The organism is Pseudomonas sp. LBUM1666, assembly GCF_059695775.1.
On the sequence record NZ_CP166789.1, the window covers coordinates 6078044 to 6097405 of the forward strand.

Here is a 19362-nt window from a genome sequence, read left to right on the forward strand (position 1 = left end):
TTTTGACTGACACGACGCCATCGCCAGCAGGCTGGCTCCCACAGTTGTTTTTTGTTGGCTGTTATGGCGCGGTGGCTTTTAGGCCGGTGAGCAACAGTCGCTGAAACAAGTCCTCTTTCAAACCTTCCGGGCTGGTCAGCTGCATGCGTTCTAGATGTTCGGGAAACTCCGAAGGCTCTGGCGCATCCAGCGCCGCCTTGCCCAACTCCAGAATCTCGCTGAGCTTGAACTTGCTCTTCAGCCAATTCAGCGCCCGCAATAGATCCTTCTCCTCAGCGGTGAAATCACAGCCCAACGGATACTCCGGAAACAACTGCGGATGCCGCGCCTGAATGGCCTGCAAGCGCTTCGGACTGTTGTCGGCGAAGCGTGGATCAATGCGGAAATTCTTCGGTAACTTGTCGACTGCCTGAGCCTGTTCGATCAACCCCGGCTGGAAACGTGAGTCGCTGATGTTCAGCAACGCCTCGATCACCGCCGCATCGGTCTTGCCCCGCAGGTCGGCGATGCCGTACTCGGTGACCACGATGTCTCGCAGGTGTCGCGGGATCGTGCAATGGCCGTACTCCCAGACAATGTTCGAACTGACCTCACCGCCTGATTCGCGCCAGCTGCGCAGAAGCAACACTGAACGCGCCCCTTCCAGTGCATGTCCTTGCGCAACGAAGTTGTACTGCCCGCCGACACCGCTGAGTACTCGCCCGTCTTCGAGCTGATCGGCCACGCCGGCACCCAGCAAGGTCATGGTGAACACGGTGTTGATGAAACGCGCATCGAGGCGCTGCAAGCGTTTGAGTTCTTCCTGACCGTAGAGCTCGTTGATGTAGCTGATGCGGGTCATGTTGAATTCGAGCCGCTTGCTTTGCGGCAACTCGTGCAGGCGCTCATAGAAACTGCGCGGCCCAAGGAAGAAACCGCCATGCACCGAGATGCCGTCAGTCTGCGCGGCTTCGTCCAGGGTGCCGGCATTCGCTTGTTGCTGGGTCGGCACATCGGGGTAGACCTTGCGCCGCACAATCCCGGCATCAGCCAGCACCAGCAAGCCGTTGACGAACATTTCGCTGCAACCGTACAAGCCCTTGGCGAAAGGTTCGACACCGCCTTCGCGGTCGATGAGTTGCGCCCACTGGCTGAGATTCACGTCCGCCAGCAATGCCTTGTAACCGTCATTGTCGGCCTGCCGTGCCAGCAGCGCAGCGGTCAGGGCATCACCCATGGCGCCGATGCCGATCTGCAAGGTGCCGCCGTCACGCACCAGCGTGCTGGCGTGCAGCCCGATGAAGTGATCCTGGAAACCCACCGGCATGTTAGGCGTGGAGAACAGCGTGGTGCTGTCCTTCTCATCGATCAGCAGGTCGAAAGCGTCCATGCCGACTTCCGCGTCCCCCGGCATGTAGGGCAAATCGTTGTGCACCTGGCCCACCAGCAGAATCGTCTCCCCCGCCGCCCGACGCTTGGCGATCATCGGAAACAGGTCGAGGGTGATGTCCGGGTTGCAGCTCAGGCTCAGGCGGTCGGGATGTTCGCTGTGGCTGGCCACCAATTGCGCCACCAGGTTCAATCCGGCGGCGTTGATGTCTCGAGCCGCGTGGCTGTAATTGCTGCTGACGTAATCCTGCTGGGCCTGTGCGCTGTGGAGCAGGCTGCCGGGCTGCATGAAGAATTGCTGAACATGGATGTTAGGCGGCAAGCTGTCGCGATGCAGGTTGGCCAGGAAATCCAGTTCCGGATAATCGCCAAAAACCCGCTCGATGAAGGGCTCGAGAAAGCGCTTTTGCAAACCGTCGCCCAAGGAAGGACGGCCCAGGCACAGGGCGGTGTAGATCGTCAGCTGACGCTCGGGCAACTGCGCGATGCGTTGAAACAGCGCGTTGACGAAGTGGTTGGGTTTGCCCAGACCGAGGGGCAGGCCCATGTGGATATGCGCTGGCAACCGTGCCAAGACGTCATCGACCGCTTGCTCGATAGAACACAGCTGCACCATCTGATCCTCCCTTACATTCCGTGAATTGGGGTTGGACCGAGCTTGCCGGGTCTTTGCTGCAATGAACAGTCAAAGCCGCAAATCGCAGGCACAAAAAAGCCGCTCGAAAGCGGCTTTTTGATGAAGATGAAGGCTTATTTCAGGCCGGACATCTTCTGGATAGCGCCCTTGAGGTCGGCATCAGAGCAGTCGGCGCACGTGCCTTTAGGCGGCATCGCGTTGACGCCGGAGATTGCCTTCGCCAGCAAGCCATCAAGGCCGCCTTCTTTCTTGGCTCGGTCGCCCCAAGCTGTGGCATCACCGACTTTGGGCGCGCCCAGCAGGCCGGTGCCGTGGCAAGCGTTGCAATGTTTTGCAATCACTGAGTCAGGGGTTTTGGCATCTCCACCACCCGCAGATGCAGCGACTTCCATCCCCTTGCACTCTTTACCCTGAACGCAAACCTGGCCGACTGGCTCAAGGCGTTTAGCAATATCGTCGTTGGTCGCAGCTTGTGCGCTGACTGCCCATAGGGCCAATACGGTTGCTGGTACAGCCAGCATTTTCTTAATTAGATTCACGCGTTCACCCTCAATGGTGGCTAGTCACGCCCACGGCCACGGTTCGCAGGCGGGCGCAAGTATAACGGTAAGCCCGCCACACTGAAACAACCCTAAAGTCGGAGGGGTCTTATGCGTGGCGGAAAAACAACTCGGGCACCTGCGCAATGCTGGCGGGACGTCTCTTTTCTTAGAAGTTCGCTGGAGTAGCTGCGCTGATTAGTCGCGCTGGCGCATCGAACGGATTACGGAAACGGTGCGGTTTAGTACTTTCAAAGTAGTAGCTGTCGCCGGCTTCGAGCACAAAAGTTTCAAGCCCCACCACCAGTTCAAGTCGACCTTCGAGCAAAATCCCGGTTTCCTCGCCCTCATGGGTGAGCATCTCGTCACCGGTGTCGGCGCCTGGCGGGTAGATTTCGTTGAGGAACGCGATGGCCCGGCTCGGATGAGCCCTGCCGACCAGCTTCATGGTCACTGCGCCATCGGAAATATCGATCAGCTCGTTGGCTTTGTAGACGATCTGAGTCGGTTTTTCCTGCAGGATCTCTTCGGAAAAGAACTCGACCATGGACATGGGAATCCCGCCCAGTACCTTCCTCAGCGAACTGATCGAGGGGCTGACGCTGTTCTTCTCGATCATCGAAATGGTGCTGTTGGTGACGCCCGCGCGTTTGGCGAGTTCACGCTGGGAAAGTCCTTTGAGCTTACGGATGGATTGCAGTCGTTCACCGACGTCCAATGCTGGAGCCTCCAGGGATTCAGGTTGTTGGAATATTGAGCGTTATCATGGCGACAGCGTTCAGTATTTACAACACTTGGACCTGAATCCTGTTCGGTGAAGCGACTTTCGGTCGGGACGCTTTGACCTAAGCCCCGGAATAGAGCATTGGCACCCGGCGCAGGTTGCAGAAGATCTGGTAAGGAATCGTGCCCGCGGCCGCCGCCACGTCACTGGCGAGGATATTTTTGCCCCACAACTCGACGGTCGAACCGAGACCGGCTTGCGGCACATCGGTCAGGTCGATGCAGAGCATGTCCATCGACACCCGGCCAATCAACTGGCTGCGCTGCCCGGCAACCATCACGGGCGTACCGGTCGGCGCCTGACGTGGGTAGCCATCGGCGTAACCCATGGCCACCACGCCCACGCGCATCGGTTTCTGGGTGATGAATGTGGCGCCGTAACCGATCGGCTCGCCGGCCGGCAGTTCACGCACGCAAATCACTTTCGATTCGAGGGTCATCACCGGTTGCAGGCGGGACGCCACGGCATTGGCTTCTTCAAAGGGTGTTGCGCCGTAGAGCATGATGCCCGGGCGAACCCAGTCACTTGGAATTTGTGGCCAACCGAGCACTGCCGGCGAGTTGCGCAGGCTGACCTCGGCCGACAAGCCCTGGCGCGCCGCTTCGAACACCGCGACCTGTTCGGCACTGGCCTGACTGTGTAGCTCATCGGCCCGGGCGAAGTGGCTCATCAGTACAATCTTCGCCACCTTGCCGCTGGCCAGCAGCCGTTGGTAGCCCGCCTGATAATCCTTTGGATGCAAGCCCACCCGATGCATGCCCGAATCGAGTTTGAGCCAGACCGTGATCGGCTTGCTCAGTGCAGCGTTCTCGATGGCTTCGAGCTGCCACAGCGAATGCACCACGCACCAGAAATCATGCTCGACGATCAGCGACAACTCATCGGCTTCGAAAAAACCTTCCAGCAATAACACCGGCGCACGAATGCCCGTGGCTCGCAGCTCCAATGCTTCTTCGATGCAGGCCACGGCAAACCCGTCCGCCTCAGCTTCCAGCGCCTGGGCGCAGCGCACCGCGCCATGACCGTAGGCATCGGCCTTGATCACCGCGAGGGCCTTGGCCCCCGTGACTTCACGGGCGATTTGGTAGTTGTGACGCAGGGCTTGAAGGTCGATCAGGGCACGGGCTGGACGCATGGCGGCAGACTTCTAGGCGGTCATGGGAAGAAAAACCGGCGCTGGCTGACGGCGTGAACCGCCAGTAGCACCGGGAGAGGGATCTTTCTGACGGGTTTATGGCAGAGCGGCGACAACCGACAGCTCGACCAGGATTTCCGGTTCGCACAACTTCGATTCAACGGTGGCACGGGCCGGGGCGACGCCTTTTGGCAGCCACTTGTCCCAGACGGCGTTCATGCCTTCAAAGTGTGCATCAATGTCTTTCAAGTAAATCGTCACCGACAGCAAACGGCTCTTGTCGGTCCCGGCCAGATCCAGCAAACGCTCGATGTTGGCAAGTGTTTCACGGGTCTGCTGTTCAATCCCGGCGTTCATATCGTCGCCGACCTGCCCTGCCAGATACACGGTACCGCTGTGGACTACGATCTGGCTCATGCGCTCATTGGTGAGCTGGCGCTGGATTGACATGTTTTGCAGACTCCTGAATTTTTTTGCCGTAACGGGAAATATCGAGGCCTTCGGCACTGATCTGCGGCGTTTTCTTCGCCATCAGATCGGCCAGCAAGCGACCGGAACCGCACGCCATGGTCCAACCAAGCGTGCCGTGACCCGTGTTCAAAAACAGATTGCTGAACGGCGTAGCACCCACGATCGGCGTACCGTCCGGGGTGGTCGGACGCAGTCCGGTCCAGAAGCTCGCCTGGGCCAGATCGCCGCCCTGAGGATAAAGGTCGTTGACGATCATCTCCAGGGTTTCGCGCCGACGCGGGTTCAGCGACAGGTCAAAACCGGCTATTTCAGCCATGCCGCCGACGCGGATACGGTTGTCGAAACGGGTGATCGCGACCTTGTAGGTCTCGTCGAGAATAGTCGAAGTCGGGGCCATCGCCGGGTTGGTGATCGGCACGGTCAGGGAGTAACCCTTGAGCGGATACACCGGCGCCTTGATGCCCAGCGGCTTGAGCAGTTGCGGTGAGTAGCTGCCCAGGGCCAGCACGTAGCGATCAGCGGTTTCCAGCTTGCCGTCGATCCATACGCCGTTGATTCGATCACCGGCGTAGTCGAGGCGCTGAATGTCCTGGTCGAAGCGGAATTCCACACCCAGTTTGGTAGCCATTTCGACCAGGCGGGTGGTGAACATCTGGCAATCGCCGGTCTGGTCGTTCGGCAGGCGCAGCGCACCGGCGAGGATGTCGGTGACGCTGGCCAGCGCCGGCTCAACGCGGGCAATGCCGGCGCGGTCGAGCAGTTCGAACGGCACGCCGGACTCTTTCAGCACGGCGATGTCTTTCCAGGCCCCGTCGAGTTGAGCCTGGGTGCGGAACAGTTGGGTAGTACCGAGGCTGCGCCCTTCGTAGGCAATGCCAGTTTCGACGCGCAATTCGTCGAGGCAGTCACGGCTGTACTCGGACAGACGGACCATGCGCTCCTTGTTCACCGCATACCGGCTGGCGGTGCAGTTGCGCAGCATCTGCGCCATCCACAGGTATTGACCGATGTCGGCGGTGGCCTTGATCGCCAGCGGTGCGTGGCGCTGCAACAGCCACTTGATGGCCTTGAGCGGCACGCCCGGCGCGGCCCATGGCGAGGCATAACCCGGCGACACCTGCCCGGCGTTGGCGAAACTGGTCTCCATGGCAGCGGCCGGCTGACGGTCCACGACCACCACTTCAAACCCGGCACGCGCCAGATAGTAAGCACTGGTGGTACCGATGACGCCGCTACCCAAGACCATAACGCGCATTTTCATATCCCTCATCGCGGCTTGCCGCTGACGTTCGTAGTTGTCGAGCATTGATGTGCGCAGTGTAAAAAAGATTAGGCAGTGCTTTTCACTATATAAGTGCCTATATTTGGCGAGAATTCTCGGCAAAAACGCTTTTCACGGAGGCGCATCCCCTATGCGTACCAACACTCAGACCAAACGTGAGCTGGACAAGATCGACCGCAACATCCTGCGGATCCTGCAAGCAGACGGGCGTATCTCCTTCACCGAGCTGGGGGAAAAGGTCGGGCTCTCGACCACGCCGTGTACCGAACGGGTCCGGCGGCTGGAGCGCGAAGGGATCATCATGGGCTACAACGCCCGGCTCAATCCGCAGCACCTCAAGGGTAGTCTTCTGGTGTTCGTCGAGATCAGCCTCGACTACAAATCCGGTGATACTTTCGAAGAGTTCCGACGCGCGGTCCTGAAACTTCCCCACGTGCTGGAGTGCCATTTGGTGTCAGGGGATTTCGACTATCTGGTGAAGGCGCGGATTTCCGAGATGGCCTCGTACCGCAAACTGCTGGGCGACATCCTGCTCAAGCTGCCGCATGTGCGCGAATCCAAGAGCTACATCGTGATGGAAGAGGTAAAAGAGAGCTTGAATCTGCCGATTCCGGATTGAAGTATGCGGCGTCTGTTCGGCCGCCTTCGCGAGCAGGCTCGCTCCCACAGTGATCTGCGTCTTACACGAGATTTGTGTTCACTGAAGATCTAATGTGGGAGCGAGCTTGCTCGCGATGGCAGGCGACTCGGTCTCCGCTTAGACGAGGACTTGTCGGGTGCTGGCCATGTACTCGTGAATCTGCTTCTCCACCCGCGGATGAATCAGCTCCACCGGTCCCCGTCCATTCGGGCACGGTAAGGTCTTTGTGGTGCCGAACAACCGGCAGATCAACGGTCGCTCGTCATACACAGTGCAACCGTTGGGCCCCAGGTGGACGCAATTGAGCTCATCCATCGCCGCATCCTGCTCGGCCCGGGTCTTGCGCGGCAGGCGGGACATTTCTTCCGGTGAGGTGGTCACCGGCCCACAGCAGTCATGGCAGCCGGGCACACACTCGAACGAGGGAATCTGCTGCCGTAGCGTGCGAATTTTCTGACTGTTGCAGCTCATCGAAGCGGTAACCAAAAGCGGAATAGAGCGGGATTCTGACGCAAAAGCCCCGATCCAGACAGCACCAACCGACCAATGTTGCCCACCTCCGAAGGTCCGGCTTATGCTCCGTCAACTTTTTCAAACACAAGAATCAGGATCACGCACATGAATGCCCGTGCTCAGCAACCTGCCCCGAACCACCAGCACACTGCCTCTTATTACGCCGCCAGCAGCCTTCCGCAGCCCGATCATCCGGTGCTCACAGGCGACCTGGTGGCTGACGTGTGCGTGGTCGGTGGCGGGTTCTCCGGGTTGAACACGGCGCTCGAACTGGCCGAACGCGGCTTCAGTGTGATCCTGCTCGAAGCCCACAAAATCGGTTGGGGCGCCAGCGGACGCAATGGCGGACAGTTGATTCGTGGCGTCGGCCATGGCCTCGATCAGTTCGCTAACGTGATCGGTGCGGACGGTGTGCGTCAGATGAAACTCATGGGCCTGGAAGCGGTGGAAATCGTCCGACAGCGCGTCGAGCGTTTTCAGATCCCTTGCGACCTGACCTGGGGTTATTGCGACCTCGCTAACAAGCCTCGCGACCTTGAAGGTTTCGCTGAAGATGCCGAAGAGCTGCGCAGTCTCGGTTACCGTTACGAAACCCGTCTGCTGCAGGCCAGTGAAATGCATTCCGTAGTGGGTTCTGACCGCTACGTCGGCGGATTGATCGACATGGGCTCGGGGCATCTGCACCCGCTGAACCTGGCACTGGGCGAAGCGGCCGCCGCGCAGCAGTTGGGAGTGAAGCTGTTCGAACAATCGGCAGTCACCCGCATCGATTATGGCCCCGAGGTCAAGGTCCATACCGCCCAGGGCTCGGTTCGCGCCAAGACGCTGGTGCTGGGCTGCAACGCCTACCTCAATGAACTCAATCCCGAACTCGGCGGCAAGGTGCTGCCCGCCGGCAGCTACATCATCGCCACCGAACCCTTGAGTGAAGCGCTGGCTCACTCGCTGCTGCCGCAGAACATGGCGGTCTGCGATCAACGGGTCGCGCTGGATTACTACCGGCTCTCGGCGGACCGACGCTTGCTGTTTGGCGGCGCCTGCCATTATTCAGGTCGCGACCCGAAGGACATCGCCGCCTACATGCGGCCGAAGATGCTGGAGGTTTTCCCGCAACTGACCGGCGTGAAGATCGACTATCAATGGGGCGGGATGATCGGCATTGGCGCTAATCGCCTGCCGCAGATCGGGCGGTTAAAGGATCAGTCGAATGTGTATTACGCCCAGGCTTATTCCGGTCATGGCGTGAATGCCACGCACCTCGCGGGGAAGTTGTTGGCTGAGGCTATCAGTGGTCAGCAGGGTGGTGGGTTTGATCTGTTTGCCAAGGTGCCGCATATCACGTTCCCCGGCGGCAAACATTTGCGTTCGCCACTACTGGCGCTCGGGATGTTGTGGCATCGGCTTAAAGAGTTGGTCTGAAAGATTTTCAGTGCCTGTACCGACGCCTTCGCGAGCAGGCTCGCTCCCACAGGATCAGTGTCGTTTACAAATCCCCTGTAGGAGCGAGCCTGCTCGCGAATCGATTTAAACAACACCGCAAAACTCAGATCCGCCAAAAGGGTTTAAGCCCCTCCTCCCGCGCCTGCTCCCGACTCAACCCGACATCCCTGAGCTGCTCAGTCGTGAGCTCCAGCAACGCCTTGCGCGTGTGCAAACGATGCCAGAACAGGCCACAGCGACTCAGGCCGGACGGTGCGTTGCGCATGACCGCCTCGCGTGCGCCGTTGTTTTGCCCTGCCGCCAGTTCCTGACTGTGTAACGTCAGCCGCACATCGCTCAAGCCGTTCATGTTGATTGCTCCTGTTTACTTGGGTAGCCAGAGCTTTCATGATGCGCGGACGGCAAAAAGCATTACAGATTCAACGAAGCTGTATTAACTCCATACAGATTTTGCATTTCAGCGTCTGAATCCCCTATTTTCAACACATCTGTACTGGTTAACCGAATCACCCACACCGAGACTGCGCCATGACCCTTTACGTCAACCTCGCCGAACTACTGGGCACGCGTATCGAACAGGGCTTCTATCGCCCCGGAGACCGGCTGCCGTCGGTGCGGGCGTTGAGTGTTGAACACGGCGTCAGCCTGAGCACGGTGCAGCAGGCGTATCGCGTGCTGGAAGATAGCGGTCTGGCGACACCCAAACCCAAGTCGGGTTACTTCGTACCGGTAGGTCGCGAACTGCCGGAGCTTCCGGCCATTGGCCGCCCGGCGCAGCGGCCGGTGGATATTTCCCAGTGGGATCAGGTGCTGGAGCTGATCCGCGCGGTGCCACGCAAGGATGTTGTGCAACTGGGTCGCGGCATGCCGGACATCACCACGCCGACCATGAAACCGCTGCTGCGCAACCTGGCGCGAATCAGCCGGCGGCAGGACATGCCCGGTCTGTATTACGACAACATCTACGGCACCCTCGAACTGCGCGAACAGATCGCCCGCCTGCTGCTCGATTCCGGCTGTCAGTTGAGCGCCAGCGACCTGGTGGTCACCACGGGTTGTCACGAAGCGCTGTCCACCAGCATCCGCGCCATCTGCGAGCCGGGCGACATTGTCGCCGTAGACTCGCCAAGCTTTCACGGTGCCATGCAAACCCTCAAGGGCCTGGGCATGAAAGCCCTGGAAATCCCCACCGACCCGCTCACCGGGATCAGCCTCGATGCCCTCGAACTGGCCTTGGAACAATGGCCGATCAAGGCCATACAGTTGACCCCCAACTGCAACAACCCGCTGGGCTACATCATGCCGGAGTCACGTAAACGCGCATTGTTGACACTCGCACAGCGTTTCGACGTGGCGATCATCGAGGATGATGTGTATGGCGAACTGGCTTACACCTACCCACGCCCACGCACGATCAAATCCTTCGACGAAGACGGCCGCGTCCTGCTGTGCAGTTCCTTTTCCAAGACCCTGGCGCCGGGGCTGCGTATCGGCTGGGTGGCGCCGGGACGGTATCTGGAACGGGTGCTGCACATGAAATACATCAGCACCGGCTCCACCGCGCCGCAACCGCAGATCGCGATTGCCGAATTTCTCAAGGCCGGGCACTTCGAACCGCATTTGCGGCGGATGCGCACGCAATACCAACGCAATCGCGATGTGATGATCGATTGGGTCAGCCGCTATTTTCCGGCCGGTACCCGCGCCAGCCGTCCCCAGGGCAGTTTCATGCTTTGGGTCGAACTGCCAGAAGGCTTCGATACCCTGAAACTGAATCGTGCGCTGCACGATCAAGGCGTACAGATTGCCGTCGGCAGCATCTTTTCCGCCTCGGGCAAGTACCGCAATTGCCTGCGCATGAACTACGCTGCCAAGCCTACGCAGCAGATTGAAGAAGCAGTGCGCAAGGTCGGCGCCGCGGCAATCAAACTGCTGGCGGAAACCGACTGCATCACCGACTGACCTTTCTCGGGAATCCAGCGTCCATATGCCGACACCTGCCGCCAATCGGAACGATCCCACGTGAGAGTCAGACAGCCCCTGCTCGCTCTACTGTTACTCGCCTCGTTCCTCGGCGGCTGTGCGACGTTCAACGTTCCGCGCGAACCGAGCCAGGCGCTGCCCGCTAGTGACTCGGCGTTCGGTCGCTCGATTCAGGCTCAGGCTGCCCCCCACGAAGGGAAATCCGGCTTTCGCCTGCTGTCCGACAGCACCGAAGCCTTCACGGCCCGCGCAGAGCTGATCCGCAACGCCCAAAGCAGCCTGGATTTGCAGTACTACATCGTTCACGACGGCATCAGCACGCGGATGCTGGTGGACGAACTGCTCAAGGCCGCCGACCGCGGCGTGCGCGTGCGCATACTGCTCGACGACACCACCAGCGATGGCCTGGATCGGATCATCGCCACGCTGGCGGCACATCCGCAGATCCAGATCCGTGTGTTCAACCCATTGCACCTTGGCCGCAGTACCGGCGTGACACGAACGGTAGGACGGTTGCTCAACCTGTCGCAGCAACACCGGCGCATGCACAACAAGCTGTGGCTGGCCGACAACAGCATGGCCATCGTCGGTGGACGCAATCTGGGGGATGAGTACTTCGATGCCGAACCCAACCTGAATTTCACTGACATCGACATGCTCGGCGTCGGCCCGGTCGCCGAACAGCTGGGGCACAGTTTCGACCAATACTGGAACAGTGCGCTGAGCAAGCCGATCGACGAGTTCCTCTCGAGCAAACCGACGGCCAGGGACTTGGAAAACACCCGGACCCGACTGGAAGAATCGCTTGAGGAAACGCGCAAACAGAATCACGCGCTCTACCAGCAGTTGATGACCTACACCACTCACCCGCGCCTGGCGGTCTGGCGTCGGGAGCTGATCTGGGCCTGGAACCAGGCGCTGTGGGACGCGCCGAGCAAGGTGCTGGCCGACGGCGAGCCCGACCCACAGTTGCTGCTGACCACGCAGTTGGCGCCCGAACTCAATGGCGTCAGCAAAGAGCTGATCATGGTTTCGGCCTACTTCGTACCCGGTCAGCCGGGGCTGGTGTACCTGACCGGGCGCGCCGATGCCGGGGTGTCGGTGAAATTTCTGACCAACTCACTGGAAGCCACTGACGTGCCGGCGGTGCATGGCGGTTACGCGCCGTATCGCAAGGCACTGCTGGAGCATGGCGTGCAGCTATTCGAAATGCGTCGCCAGCCTGGCGAAGGTGGCGGTAGCGGCCCGCATGTCTTTTACAGCAAGTCCTACCACGGCTCCGACTCCAGCCTGCACAGCAAGGCGATGATCTTCGACCAGCAGAAGTCTTTCATCGGCTCGTTCAATTTCGACCCACGCTCAGTGCTGTGGAACACCGAAGTCGGGGTACTGGTGGACAGCCCGGAACTCGCCGCGCGCGTGCGTGAACTGGCGTTTCAAGGCATGGCGCCGGCCCTGAGTTATCAGGCCAAGCTGGAAAATGGCCAGATTGTCTGGGTCACCGAAGATGACGGCAAACTGCACACCCTGACCAAGGAACCCGGGAGCTGGTGGCGACGCTTCAATGCGTGGATGAGCACCACCGTTGGCCTGGAGCAGATGCTCTAGGCAGGTTCAGCCACCGAGCCAAATGCCCCTTGCCGCGACAGCAGAATCACCAACCCCAGCGCACCGGCCGCCATCAGCAGCGGCAACGCATGCCCGCTGATCCACTGACTGCCGGCACCGGCCGCCAGCGGTCCGACCAGGCAACCGATCCCCCACAGCTGCGCGATATGCGCATTGGCGCGCACCAGTGCATCGTCGCGATAGCGCTCGCCGATCAGAATCAACGACAAGGTGAACAAGCCGCCGGCACTGGCACCGAACAACACCCACAACGGCCAGATCAGCAACGTATCGATCAACAACGGGATGGCCAGGCTCGATATCAGCAGGACCACCGCACAGCCGGTGAATAACGTACGTCGCGACAAGCGATCAGCCAGTGCGCCAATCGGCAATTGCAGCAAGGCATCACCCACCACCACCGTGCTGACCATCGCCAACGCAATTTCCGTCGTAAAGCCCTGACGCAGGCAATAAACCGGCAACAACGTCAGGATCATCGCTTCGAACGCTGCGAACAGCGACACCGCCCAGGCAATCGCCGGCAGACCACGGCAGAAGCCCAGCAAGTCGCTGAAGGTCACGCTGCAGGCTTCGCTGGTCGGTGCGCCGCTGCGGCCCAACAACAGGAACGGTGCCGCCATCAGCAAACCGACGCCGACCCAGAATCCGTAATCGTGTTCGGTGCCCACAACGCCAAGCAGCAACGGCCCGGCCAGCTGACTCAGCGCATAGCTGCTGCCATACAACGCCACCAATCGCCCGCGCCATTGCTCGATCACCAATTGGTTGATCCAGCTTTCGCCGAGGATGAAGACGAGGGTCAGGATTACCCCGATCATCAGCCGCAATACCAGCCAAATCGGATAGCTTGGCAACAGCGCCAGCAAACCGATGGACAAAGCCCCGGCCCACAGGCACAAACGCATCAGATTGGCCGTGCCCAGACGCGCGGCCAGATGGCTGGAGATCTTTGCCCCCAGCAATACGCCAATCGCGGGCATCGCTGCCATCACGCCGATGGCGAACGAGCCGTAACCCCAGCCTTCCAGGCGAAACGACACCAACGGCATGCTGACGCCCAAGGCCAGGCCGACACTCAAGACAGACGCCAACACGGCGAAATAAGTCGCCCAACGCATTTCCCACGCTCCTGTGGATATTATTTTTCACAAACAACACAAAACAAATGTGGGAGCGAGCTTGCTCGCGATAGCAGTTTCACATTCAACATTGACGTCGACTGTCAGACCGCTATCGCGAGCAAGCTCGCTCCCACAGGGGATCTTCGTTGCGTGCTGCTTACAACTTGATCCAGGTCGCCTTCAGCTCGGTGTATTTGTCGAACGCATGCAGCGACTTGTCGCGACCGTTGCCGGACTGCTTGAAGCCACCGAACGGGGCCGTCATGTCGCCGCCGTCATACTGGTTGACCCACACGCTACCGGCACGCAGTGCCTTGGCAGTCAGATGGGCCTTGGAAATATCCTTGGTCCACACCGCTGCGGCCAAGCCGTAAGGGGTGTCGTTGGCAATTGCAATGGCTTCTTCGGCGGTATCGAAAGTGATCACCGACAGCACTGGGCCGAAGATTTCTTCCTGAGCGATTTTCATCGCATTGCTGACGCCGTCGAAAATCGTCGGCTCAACGTAGGTGCCACCGGTTTCCTGAAGAATGCGTTTGCCGCCCGCCACCAGTTTGGCGCCGTCGGTGTGGCCGGATTCGATGTAGGACAGCACGGTGTTCATCTGCTGGGTATCCACCAGCGCGCCGACGTTGGTTGCCGGGTCCAGCGGGTTGCCCGGTTTCCAGGTTTTGAGGGCCTCGATCACCAGCGGCAGGAATTTATCCTTGATCGAGCGCTCCACCAACAGGCGCGAGCCGGCGGTGCAGACTTCGCCCTGGTTGAAGGCGATGGCGCCGGCAGCCGATTCAGCGGCAGCTTGCAGATCCGGCGCATCGGCGAACACGATGTTCGGGCTCTTGCCGCCGGCTTCGAGCCAGACGCGTTTCATGTTCGATTCGCCGGAGTAGATCAGCAGTTGCTTGGCGATTTTGGTCGAACCGGTGAACACCAGGGTGTCCACATCATTGTGCAGGGCCAGGGCCTTGCCGACGGTGTGACCGAAACCTGGCAGGACGTTCAACACACCTTTCGGGATGCCGGCCTCAACGGCCAGCGCAGCGATGCGGATGGCGGTCAACGGGGATTTTTCGGATGGCTTGAGGATCACCGAGTTACCGGTGGACAGCGCCGGGCCGAGTTTCCAGCAAGCCATCATCAACGGGAAGTTCCACGGCACGATCGCGCCAACTACGCCGACGGGTTCGCGGGTCACCAGACCCAGCTGGTCATGGGGAGTCGCGGCGACTTCGTCGTAGATCTTGTCGATGGCTTCGCCGCTCCAGCTCAGGGCTTGCGCCGCGCCTGGAACGTCGATGTACAGGGAATCGCTGATCGGCTTGCCCATGTCCAGGGTTTCAAGCAGGGCCAACTCTTCGGCGTGCTGTTTCAGCAGGCCGGCGAAACGAATCATGGTGGCTTTGCGTTTGGTCGGCGCCAGACGCGACCAGACGCCGGAATTGAAGGTGGTGCGGGCATTTTCAACAGCGCGCTGGGCATCGGCGGCGTCACAGCTGGCAATCTTGCCGAGCAGACGGCCATCGACCGGGCTGATGCACTCGAAGGTCTCGGCGGAGACAGCATCGGTGTATTCGCCATTGATGTAGGCGCGGCCTTCGATCTTCAGATCGCGAGCCCGTTGTTCCCAATCGGCACGAGTCAGGGTGGTCATACGAGTGTCCTCCTCTTGTTGAATACGAGCGCCCCGCGGTCTTCGCGAGCGTCCTCAGGAATTCTGCCCGGCCAGCCTGCATTTTCGGCCCAAGGCAACTGCCACCCTAAACCAGTGGCCGGGGTTGTTTCAATATATTTGACACAAGGTCGGAAAACGGCCTTGCGGTGTTCATTTTAATAAACATAGACTTTGGACTTTCCAGTCACTTGCGCCGCAATTGCGGGGGATAACAACAATGAGCATCCAGGACATCGTCGACTTCAACCAGGCCACCACACAGCCCGATCGCTATCGACCAGACCCGGCGAAAGTCCTCAAGGGCGACCCTGAACAAGCAGTGTACAACCACTACAACAGTCCTTGCGGCCAGATGAGCGCAGGTGTGTGGGAAGGCGAAGTCGGCCAGTGGCATGTGAACTACACCGAGCATGAATACTGCGAAATCGTTCAGGGCGTTTCAGTGCTGCGCGACAACGAAGGCAACGGCAAGACCCTGCGCGTGGGCGATCGCTTCGTGATCCCGGCCGGGTTCAGAGGCACCTGGGAGGTGCTGGAGCCGTGCCGCAAGATCTATGTGGTATTTGAACAGAAGACCTGAGGATTTGGGTTGCCCCGGCCGCCCTCATCGCGAGCAAGCTCGCTCCCACAGGGGAGTTGTGTCGATCACAAAACCTGTGGGAGCGAGCTTGCTCGCGATGGGGCCTGACAGCCAACACAAAACCTGCAGGCAACAAAAAAGGCCCGTATCTCGCGATACGGGCCTTTTTCGTAAGGAGGAAAAATCAATTACTTGATTTTGCCTTCTTTGTAGATCACGTGCTTGCGAACAACCGGATCAAATTTCTTGATCTCGATTTTGTCCGGAGTAGTGCGCTTGTTCTTGTCGGTAGTGTAGAAGTGACCAGTACCGGCGCTCGAAATCAAACGAATCAATTCACGCATGATTAGCTCCCTTAGATCTTGCCAGCTTTGCGGATTTCGGCCAGCACGACAGTGATGCCACGCTTGTCGATGATACGCATGCCTTTGGCAGATACGCGCAGACGCACGAAACGTTTCTCTTCTTCAACCCAGAAGCGGTGATGCTGCAGGTTCGGCAGGAAACGACGACGGGTTTTGTTGTTTGCGTGGGAAATGTTATTCCCAGTCACCGGACCCTTACCGGTAACTTGACATACTCTCGACATGCCTCAGCCCTCTAAAACCACATGCCCAACCCGGCATGGGTTGGCCGCTTAATCTCTCAGTCATTTGGCGCCAGGCGCCGCGTTTCTTTAGAGGTCTTACCGGCTACACCTACAAGTGAAGGAACCGGGCCCCTAGAAAAGAGCGCTGCTTTATACCAGAAAGACTAGAGAGCAACAACATTCCGTGTGCACAGACTTAATAAAAACCCCGTTTTTCTGGCCACGAGCGCCTTGGATAAAGGCTATCGTCGACGAAGACCGCTCGTCGCAGAGAATCGGCCAACAGGCCAATCCAGGGTTTTGCTCAACCGGTACTCACCGAAAACAATCGCCTATAGTCCCCTTAAAATGAAAAAGGGGATAGTCATTTACAAAAGAGCCCACTAGGGTAAGCCTTTTCCAGACTGCACTTGCAGATGGGCCTTCGATCTGTAAAGGAATCCGACCATGCGCCTCGCTGCCCTACCGCTGTTGCTCGCCCCTCTTCTGCTGAGCCCATTGGCCCATGCCGCCGCTCTGAGCGTTTGCACTGAGGCAAGCCCGGAAGGGTTCGACGTGGTGCAATACAACTCGCTGACCACCACCAACGCCTCGGCTGACGTGCTGATGAACCGTTTGGTGGACTTCGATACCGCCAGCGGCAAAGTGGTCGCCAGCCTCGCCGACAGCTGGGAAGTCACGCCCGACGGCCTGACCTATGTCTTCAAATTGCATCCGCAGGTGAAATTCCACCGTACCGAGTACTTCAGTCCGACGCGTGACCTGACCGCCGAGGACGTGAAGTTCAGCTTCGACCGCATGCTCGAACCGGCAAACCCGTGGCACAAGGTCGCCCAAAGCGGCTTCCCGCACGCCCAGTCGATGCAATTGCCAGCGCTGATCAAGAAGATCGACGCGTTGGACCCGCTGACCATACGATTCACCCTTGACCACCCGGACTCGACCTTCCTCCCGACGCTGAGCATGGGCTTCGCCTCGATCTACTCCGCCGAATACGCCGACAAACTGATGAAGGCCGGCACCCCGGAGAAGCTCAATAGCCAGCCAATCGGCAGCGGGCCGTTCATCTTCACGCGCTTCCAGAAAGATGCCTCGATCCGCTACAAGGCCAACCCGGACTACTTCCGCGGCAAGCCTTCGGTGGATCCACTGATTTTCGCCATCACCCCTGACGCCAATGTGCGCTTGCAGAAATTGCGCCGCAACGAGTGCCAGATCGCCCTGTCGCCCAAGCCTCTGGACGTACAGGCAGCGCTGAAAGAACCGACCCTGAAAGTCGAAAAGACTGACGCCTTCATGACCGCATTCGTCGGCATCAACAGCCAGCATCCACCGCTGGATAAACCCGAGGTGCGCCAGGCGATCAACCTCGCGTTCGACAAGGCCAACTACGTCAAAGCCGTGTTCGAAGACACCGCCGAACCTGCCAACGGTCCATACCCGCCGAACACCTGGAGCTATGCCAAAGGCCTGCCGGGTTATCCGCATGACGTCGAAAAAGCCAAAGCACTCATGGCGAAGGCCGGGCTCAAGGACGGTTTCCAGACCACCATCTGGACCCGACCTTCTGGCAGTCTGCTCAACCCAAACCCGAGCCTCAGCGCTCAAATGCTGCAATCGGACCTCGCGGAAATCGGCATCCAGGCCGAGATTCGGGTGATCGAATGGGGCGAGCTGATTCGCCGCGCCAAGGCTGGCGAGCACGACCTGCTGTTCATGGGCTGGGCCGGCGACAACGGAGACCCGGACAACTTCCTCACGCCGCAGTTTTCCTGCGCCGCGGTCAAATCCGGCACCAACTTCGCCCGTTACTGCAACCAGGACCTGGACAAGCTGATCAGCGCCGGCAAGACCACCGGCGAGCAAGGCGTGCGCACCAAGCTCTACGAACAGGCCCAGGCACAGATCCAGCAGCAGGCGTTGTGGCTGCCGCTGGCCCACCCGGCCGCCTTCGCGCTGACGCGCAAGGACGTTGAGGGTTATCAGGTCAGCCCGTTTGGTCGCCAGGATTACTCGAAGGTCATCCTCAAGTAATCAGCGTCACCACAAACCCTGTGGGAGCGAGCTTGCTCGCGATGGCGTCGTGTCAGTCACCCTATTCAGTGATTGAAGGGACGCCATCGCGAGCAAGCTCGCTCCCACAGGGACTCACTTAATTCCGAAAACCTCTTTCACATCCACCCGTACTCAGCCATGGACAGCGGATCGCCGTCACCGATGATGAAATGGTCGAGCACCCGCACATCGATCAGGTCCAGCGCCTCTTGCAGGCGCTTGGTCAGCGTTCGGTCGGCTTGACTGGGGTTGGTATTACCCGACGGATGGTTATGGCAGAGGATCAACGCTGCGGCGTTGTGGGCCAACGCGCGTTTAACCACTTGCCTCGGATAGACACTGGTGCTGTCGATGGAGCCGCGAAACAGCACTTCAAAGGTCAGCACTTGATGCCTGGAATCCAAAAACAGACAGCCGAACACCTCGTGAGGCTCATGGCGCAACATTGACTTCAGGTAATCACGAACCGCCTGCGGATTTTCCAGCGCCGATTTTTGGCGCGCACGTTCGGCCAAATGCCGCCGGCTCATTTCCTGGACCGCTTGCAACTGTGCGAATTTCGCCGGCCCGAGCCCCAACTGCCTGCTGAACGCTTCCTGATCGGCCTCGAGCAGTGCACGCAGACTGCCAAACTGATTTAACAGGTGTCGCGCCAGATCTACCGCGCTTTTACCCGACACACCGGTTCGTAAAAAAATCGCCAGCAGTTCAGCGTCCGAAAGGCTCCCCGAGCCCAACTCAAGCAACCTCTCCCGCGGCCGTTCCGCCGCCGGCCAATCACGAATACTCATAGCACCTCCCTGGTCTGTGGGCGCCGCTGTTCCGTAGCGGTCGCTGTGATATCGTAGCCCATCTTTTTTGCTGGCGATTTCATCCCTGGGGAGGGGGTATCGCCATGCAGTCATCAACGAAATGAAAGGC

The 19362-nt window shown here is 59.4% G+C and carries 19 protein-coding genes; 6 read left to right on the top strand and 13 right to left on the bottom strand.

The annotated features are described in order from the left end of the window. Positions 1–61 precede the first annotated feature (61 nt). From ACA056_RS28100 to dadA, 6 genes are all read right to left on the bottom strand, one after another. Entirely contained in the window at positions 62–1984 is a 1923-nt protein-coding gene (locus ACA056_RS28100; RefSeq protein ID WP_497269331.1) for an acetyl-CoA hydrolase/transferase C-terminal domain-containing protein, read from the bottom strand. Positions 1985–2118: 134 nt separating this feature from the next. After that, entirely contained in the window at positions 2119–2544 is a 426-nt protein-coding gene (locus tag ACA056_RS28105; protein ID WP_497269333.1) for a c-type cytochrome, read from the bottom strand. Between the two features lie 169 nt (positions 2545–2713). Beyond that, positions 2714–3262 carry a cupin domain-containing protein gene (locus ACA056_RS28110; protein WP_008150195.1) on the bottom strand — a complete coding sequence of 183 codons (549 nt, stop codon included), beginning with the start codon at positions 3260–3262 and terminating at the stop codon, positions 2714–2716. Between the two features lie 127 nt (positions 3263–3389). Next, entirely contained in the window at positions 3390–4463 is a 1074-nt protein-coding gene (gene alr / locus ACA056_RS28115) for an alanine racemase (protein WP_497269335.1), read from the bottom strand. A gap of 96 nt (positions 4464–4559) precedes the next feature. After that, positions 4560–4913, bottom strand: coding sequence for a RidA family protein (locus ACA056_RS28120; protein WP_008150191.1), 354 nt, complete (start codon positions 4911–4913; stop codon positions 4560–4562). Then, the gene (gene dadA / locus ACA056_RS28125) at positions 4885–6189 is read right to left on the bottom strand and encodes a D-amino acid dehydrogenase (RefSeq protein WP_497269337.1); all 1305 of its coding nucleotides are present in this window, start codon (positions 6187–6189) and stop codon (positions 4885–4887) included. Before dadA ends, ACA056_RS28120 begins: the two co-directional genes overlap by 29 nt. Positions 6190–6346: 157 nt before the next feature. Here dadA and ACA056_RS28130 point away from each other — a divergent pair, with 157 nt between their 5' ends. Continuing rightward, complete coding sequence (locus ACA056_RS28130; RefSeq protein WP_003206849.1) at positions 6347–6835, top strand: Lrp/AsnC ligand binding domain-containing protein; 489 nt, start codon at positions 6347–6349, stop codon at positions 6833–6835. 138 nt (positions 6836–6973) lie between these two features. Here ACA056_RS28130 and ACA056_RS28135 read toward each other — a convergent pair whose 3' ends face one another. Continuing rightward, a complete protein-coding gene (locus tag ACA056_RS28135; protein ID WP_007947437.1) occupies positions 6974–7327 on the bottom strand; it encodes a YkgJ family cysteine cluster protein in 354 nt (117 codons plus the stop codon). A gap of 147 nt (positions 7328–7474) precedes the next feature. Here ACA056_RS28135 and ACA056_RS28140 point away from each other — a divergent pair, with 147 nt between their 5' ends. Then, positions 7475–8788 carry an NAD(P)/FAD-dependent oxidoreductase gene (locus ACA056_RS28140; RefSeq protein WP_497269340.1) on the top strand — a complete coding sequence of 438 codons (1314 nt, stop codon included), beginning with the start codon at positions 7475–7477 and terminating at the stop codon, positions 8786–8788. 124 nt (positions 8789–8912) lie between these two features. Here ACA056_RS28140 and ACA056_RS28145 read toward each other — a convergent pair whose 3' ends face one another. Further along, positions 8913–9158 carry a DUF1127 domain-containing protein gene (locus tag ACA056_RS28145; RefSeq protein ID WP_497269342.1) on the bottom strand — a complete coding sequence of 82 codons (246 nt, stop codon included), beginning with the start codon at positions 9156–9158 and terminating at the stop codon, positions 8913–8915. 179 nt (positions 9159–9337) lie between these two features. Between ACA056_RS28145 and ACA056_RS28150 the strand changes: the two genes are divergently transcribed. Further along, complete coding sequence (locus ACA056_RS28150; protein ID WP_497269344.1) at positions 9338–10771, top strand: aminotransferase-like domain-containing protein; 1434 nt, start codon at positions 9338–9340, stop codon at positions 10769–10771. A gap of 60 nt (positions 10772–10831) precedes the next feature. Further along, positions 10832–12400 carry a phospholipase D family protein gene (locus ACA056_RS28155; RefSeq protein ID WP_497269346.1) on the top strand — a complete coding sequence of 523 codons (1569 nt, stop codon included), beginning with the start codon at positions 10832–10834 and terminating at the stop codon, positions 12398–12400. Here the strand turns inward: ACA056_RS28155 and ACA056_RS28160 are convergent. Both ACA056_RS28160 and ACA056_RS28165 read right to left on the bottom strand, forming a co-directional pair. Continuing rightward, complete coding sequence (locus tag ACA056_RS28160; protein WP_497269348.1) at positions 12397–13542, bottom strand: MFS transporter; 1146 nt, start codon at positions 13540–13542, stop codon at positions 12397–12399. The two genes, ACA056_RS28155 and ACA056_RS28160, sit on opposite strands and share 4 nt — an antisense overlap. 160 nt (positions 13543–13702) lie before the next feature. Next, entirely contained in the window at positions 13703–15196 is a 1494-nt protein-coding gene (locus ACA056_RS28165; protein ID WP_497269350.1) for an aldehyde dehydrogenase, read from the bottom strand. A 238-nt stretch (positions 15197–15434) separates the two neighbouring features. Between ACA056_RS28165 and ACA056_RS28170 the strand changes: the two genes are divergently transcribed. Continuing rightward, positions 15435–15797 carry a cupin domain-containing protein gene (locus ACA056_RS28170; RefSeq protein ID WP_497269352.1) on the top strand — a complete coding sequence of 121 codons (363 nt, stop codon included), beginning with the start codon at positions 15435–15437 and terminating at the stop codon, positions 15795–15797. Positions 15798–15985: 188 nt separating this feature from the next. Here ACA056_RS28170 and rpmG read toward each other — a convergent pair whose 3' ends face one another. Then, positions 15986–16141: a 50S ribosomal protein L33 gene (gene rpmG, locus ACA056_RS28175; RefSeq protein ID WP_007894709.1), complete on the bottom strand. Its 156-nt coding sequence runs from the start codon at positions 16139–16141 to the stop codon at positions 15986–15988. Positions 16142–16152: 11 nt separating this feature from the next. After that, positions 16153–16386, bottom strand: coding sequence for a 50S ribosomal protein L28 (gene rpmB / locus ACA056_RS28180; protein WP_007894701.1), 234 nt, complete (start codon positions 16384–16386; stop codon positions 16153–16155). A 447-nt stretch (positions 16387–16833) separates the two neighbouring features. On the opposite strand from rpmB, the gene ACA056_RS28185 reads away from it, so the two are divergent. Next, complete coding sequence (locus tag ACA056_RS28185) at positions 16834–18420, top strand: ABC transporter substrate-binding protein (RefSeq protein ID WP_497269356.1); 1587 nt, start codon at positions 16834–16836, stop codon at positions 18418–18420. Between the two features lie 137 nt (positions 18421–18557). Here the strand turns inward: ACA056_RS28185 and radC are convergent, their stop codons facing one another. Further along, on the bottom strand, positions 18558–19232 hold the full coding sequence (gene radC, locus ACA056_RS28190) for a RadC family protein (protein WP_497269358.1): 675 nt from the start codon (positions 19230–19232) through the stop codon (positions 18558–18560). Positions 19233–19362: the final 130 nt, after the last annotated feature.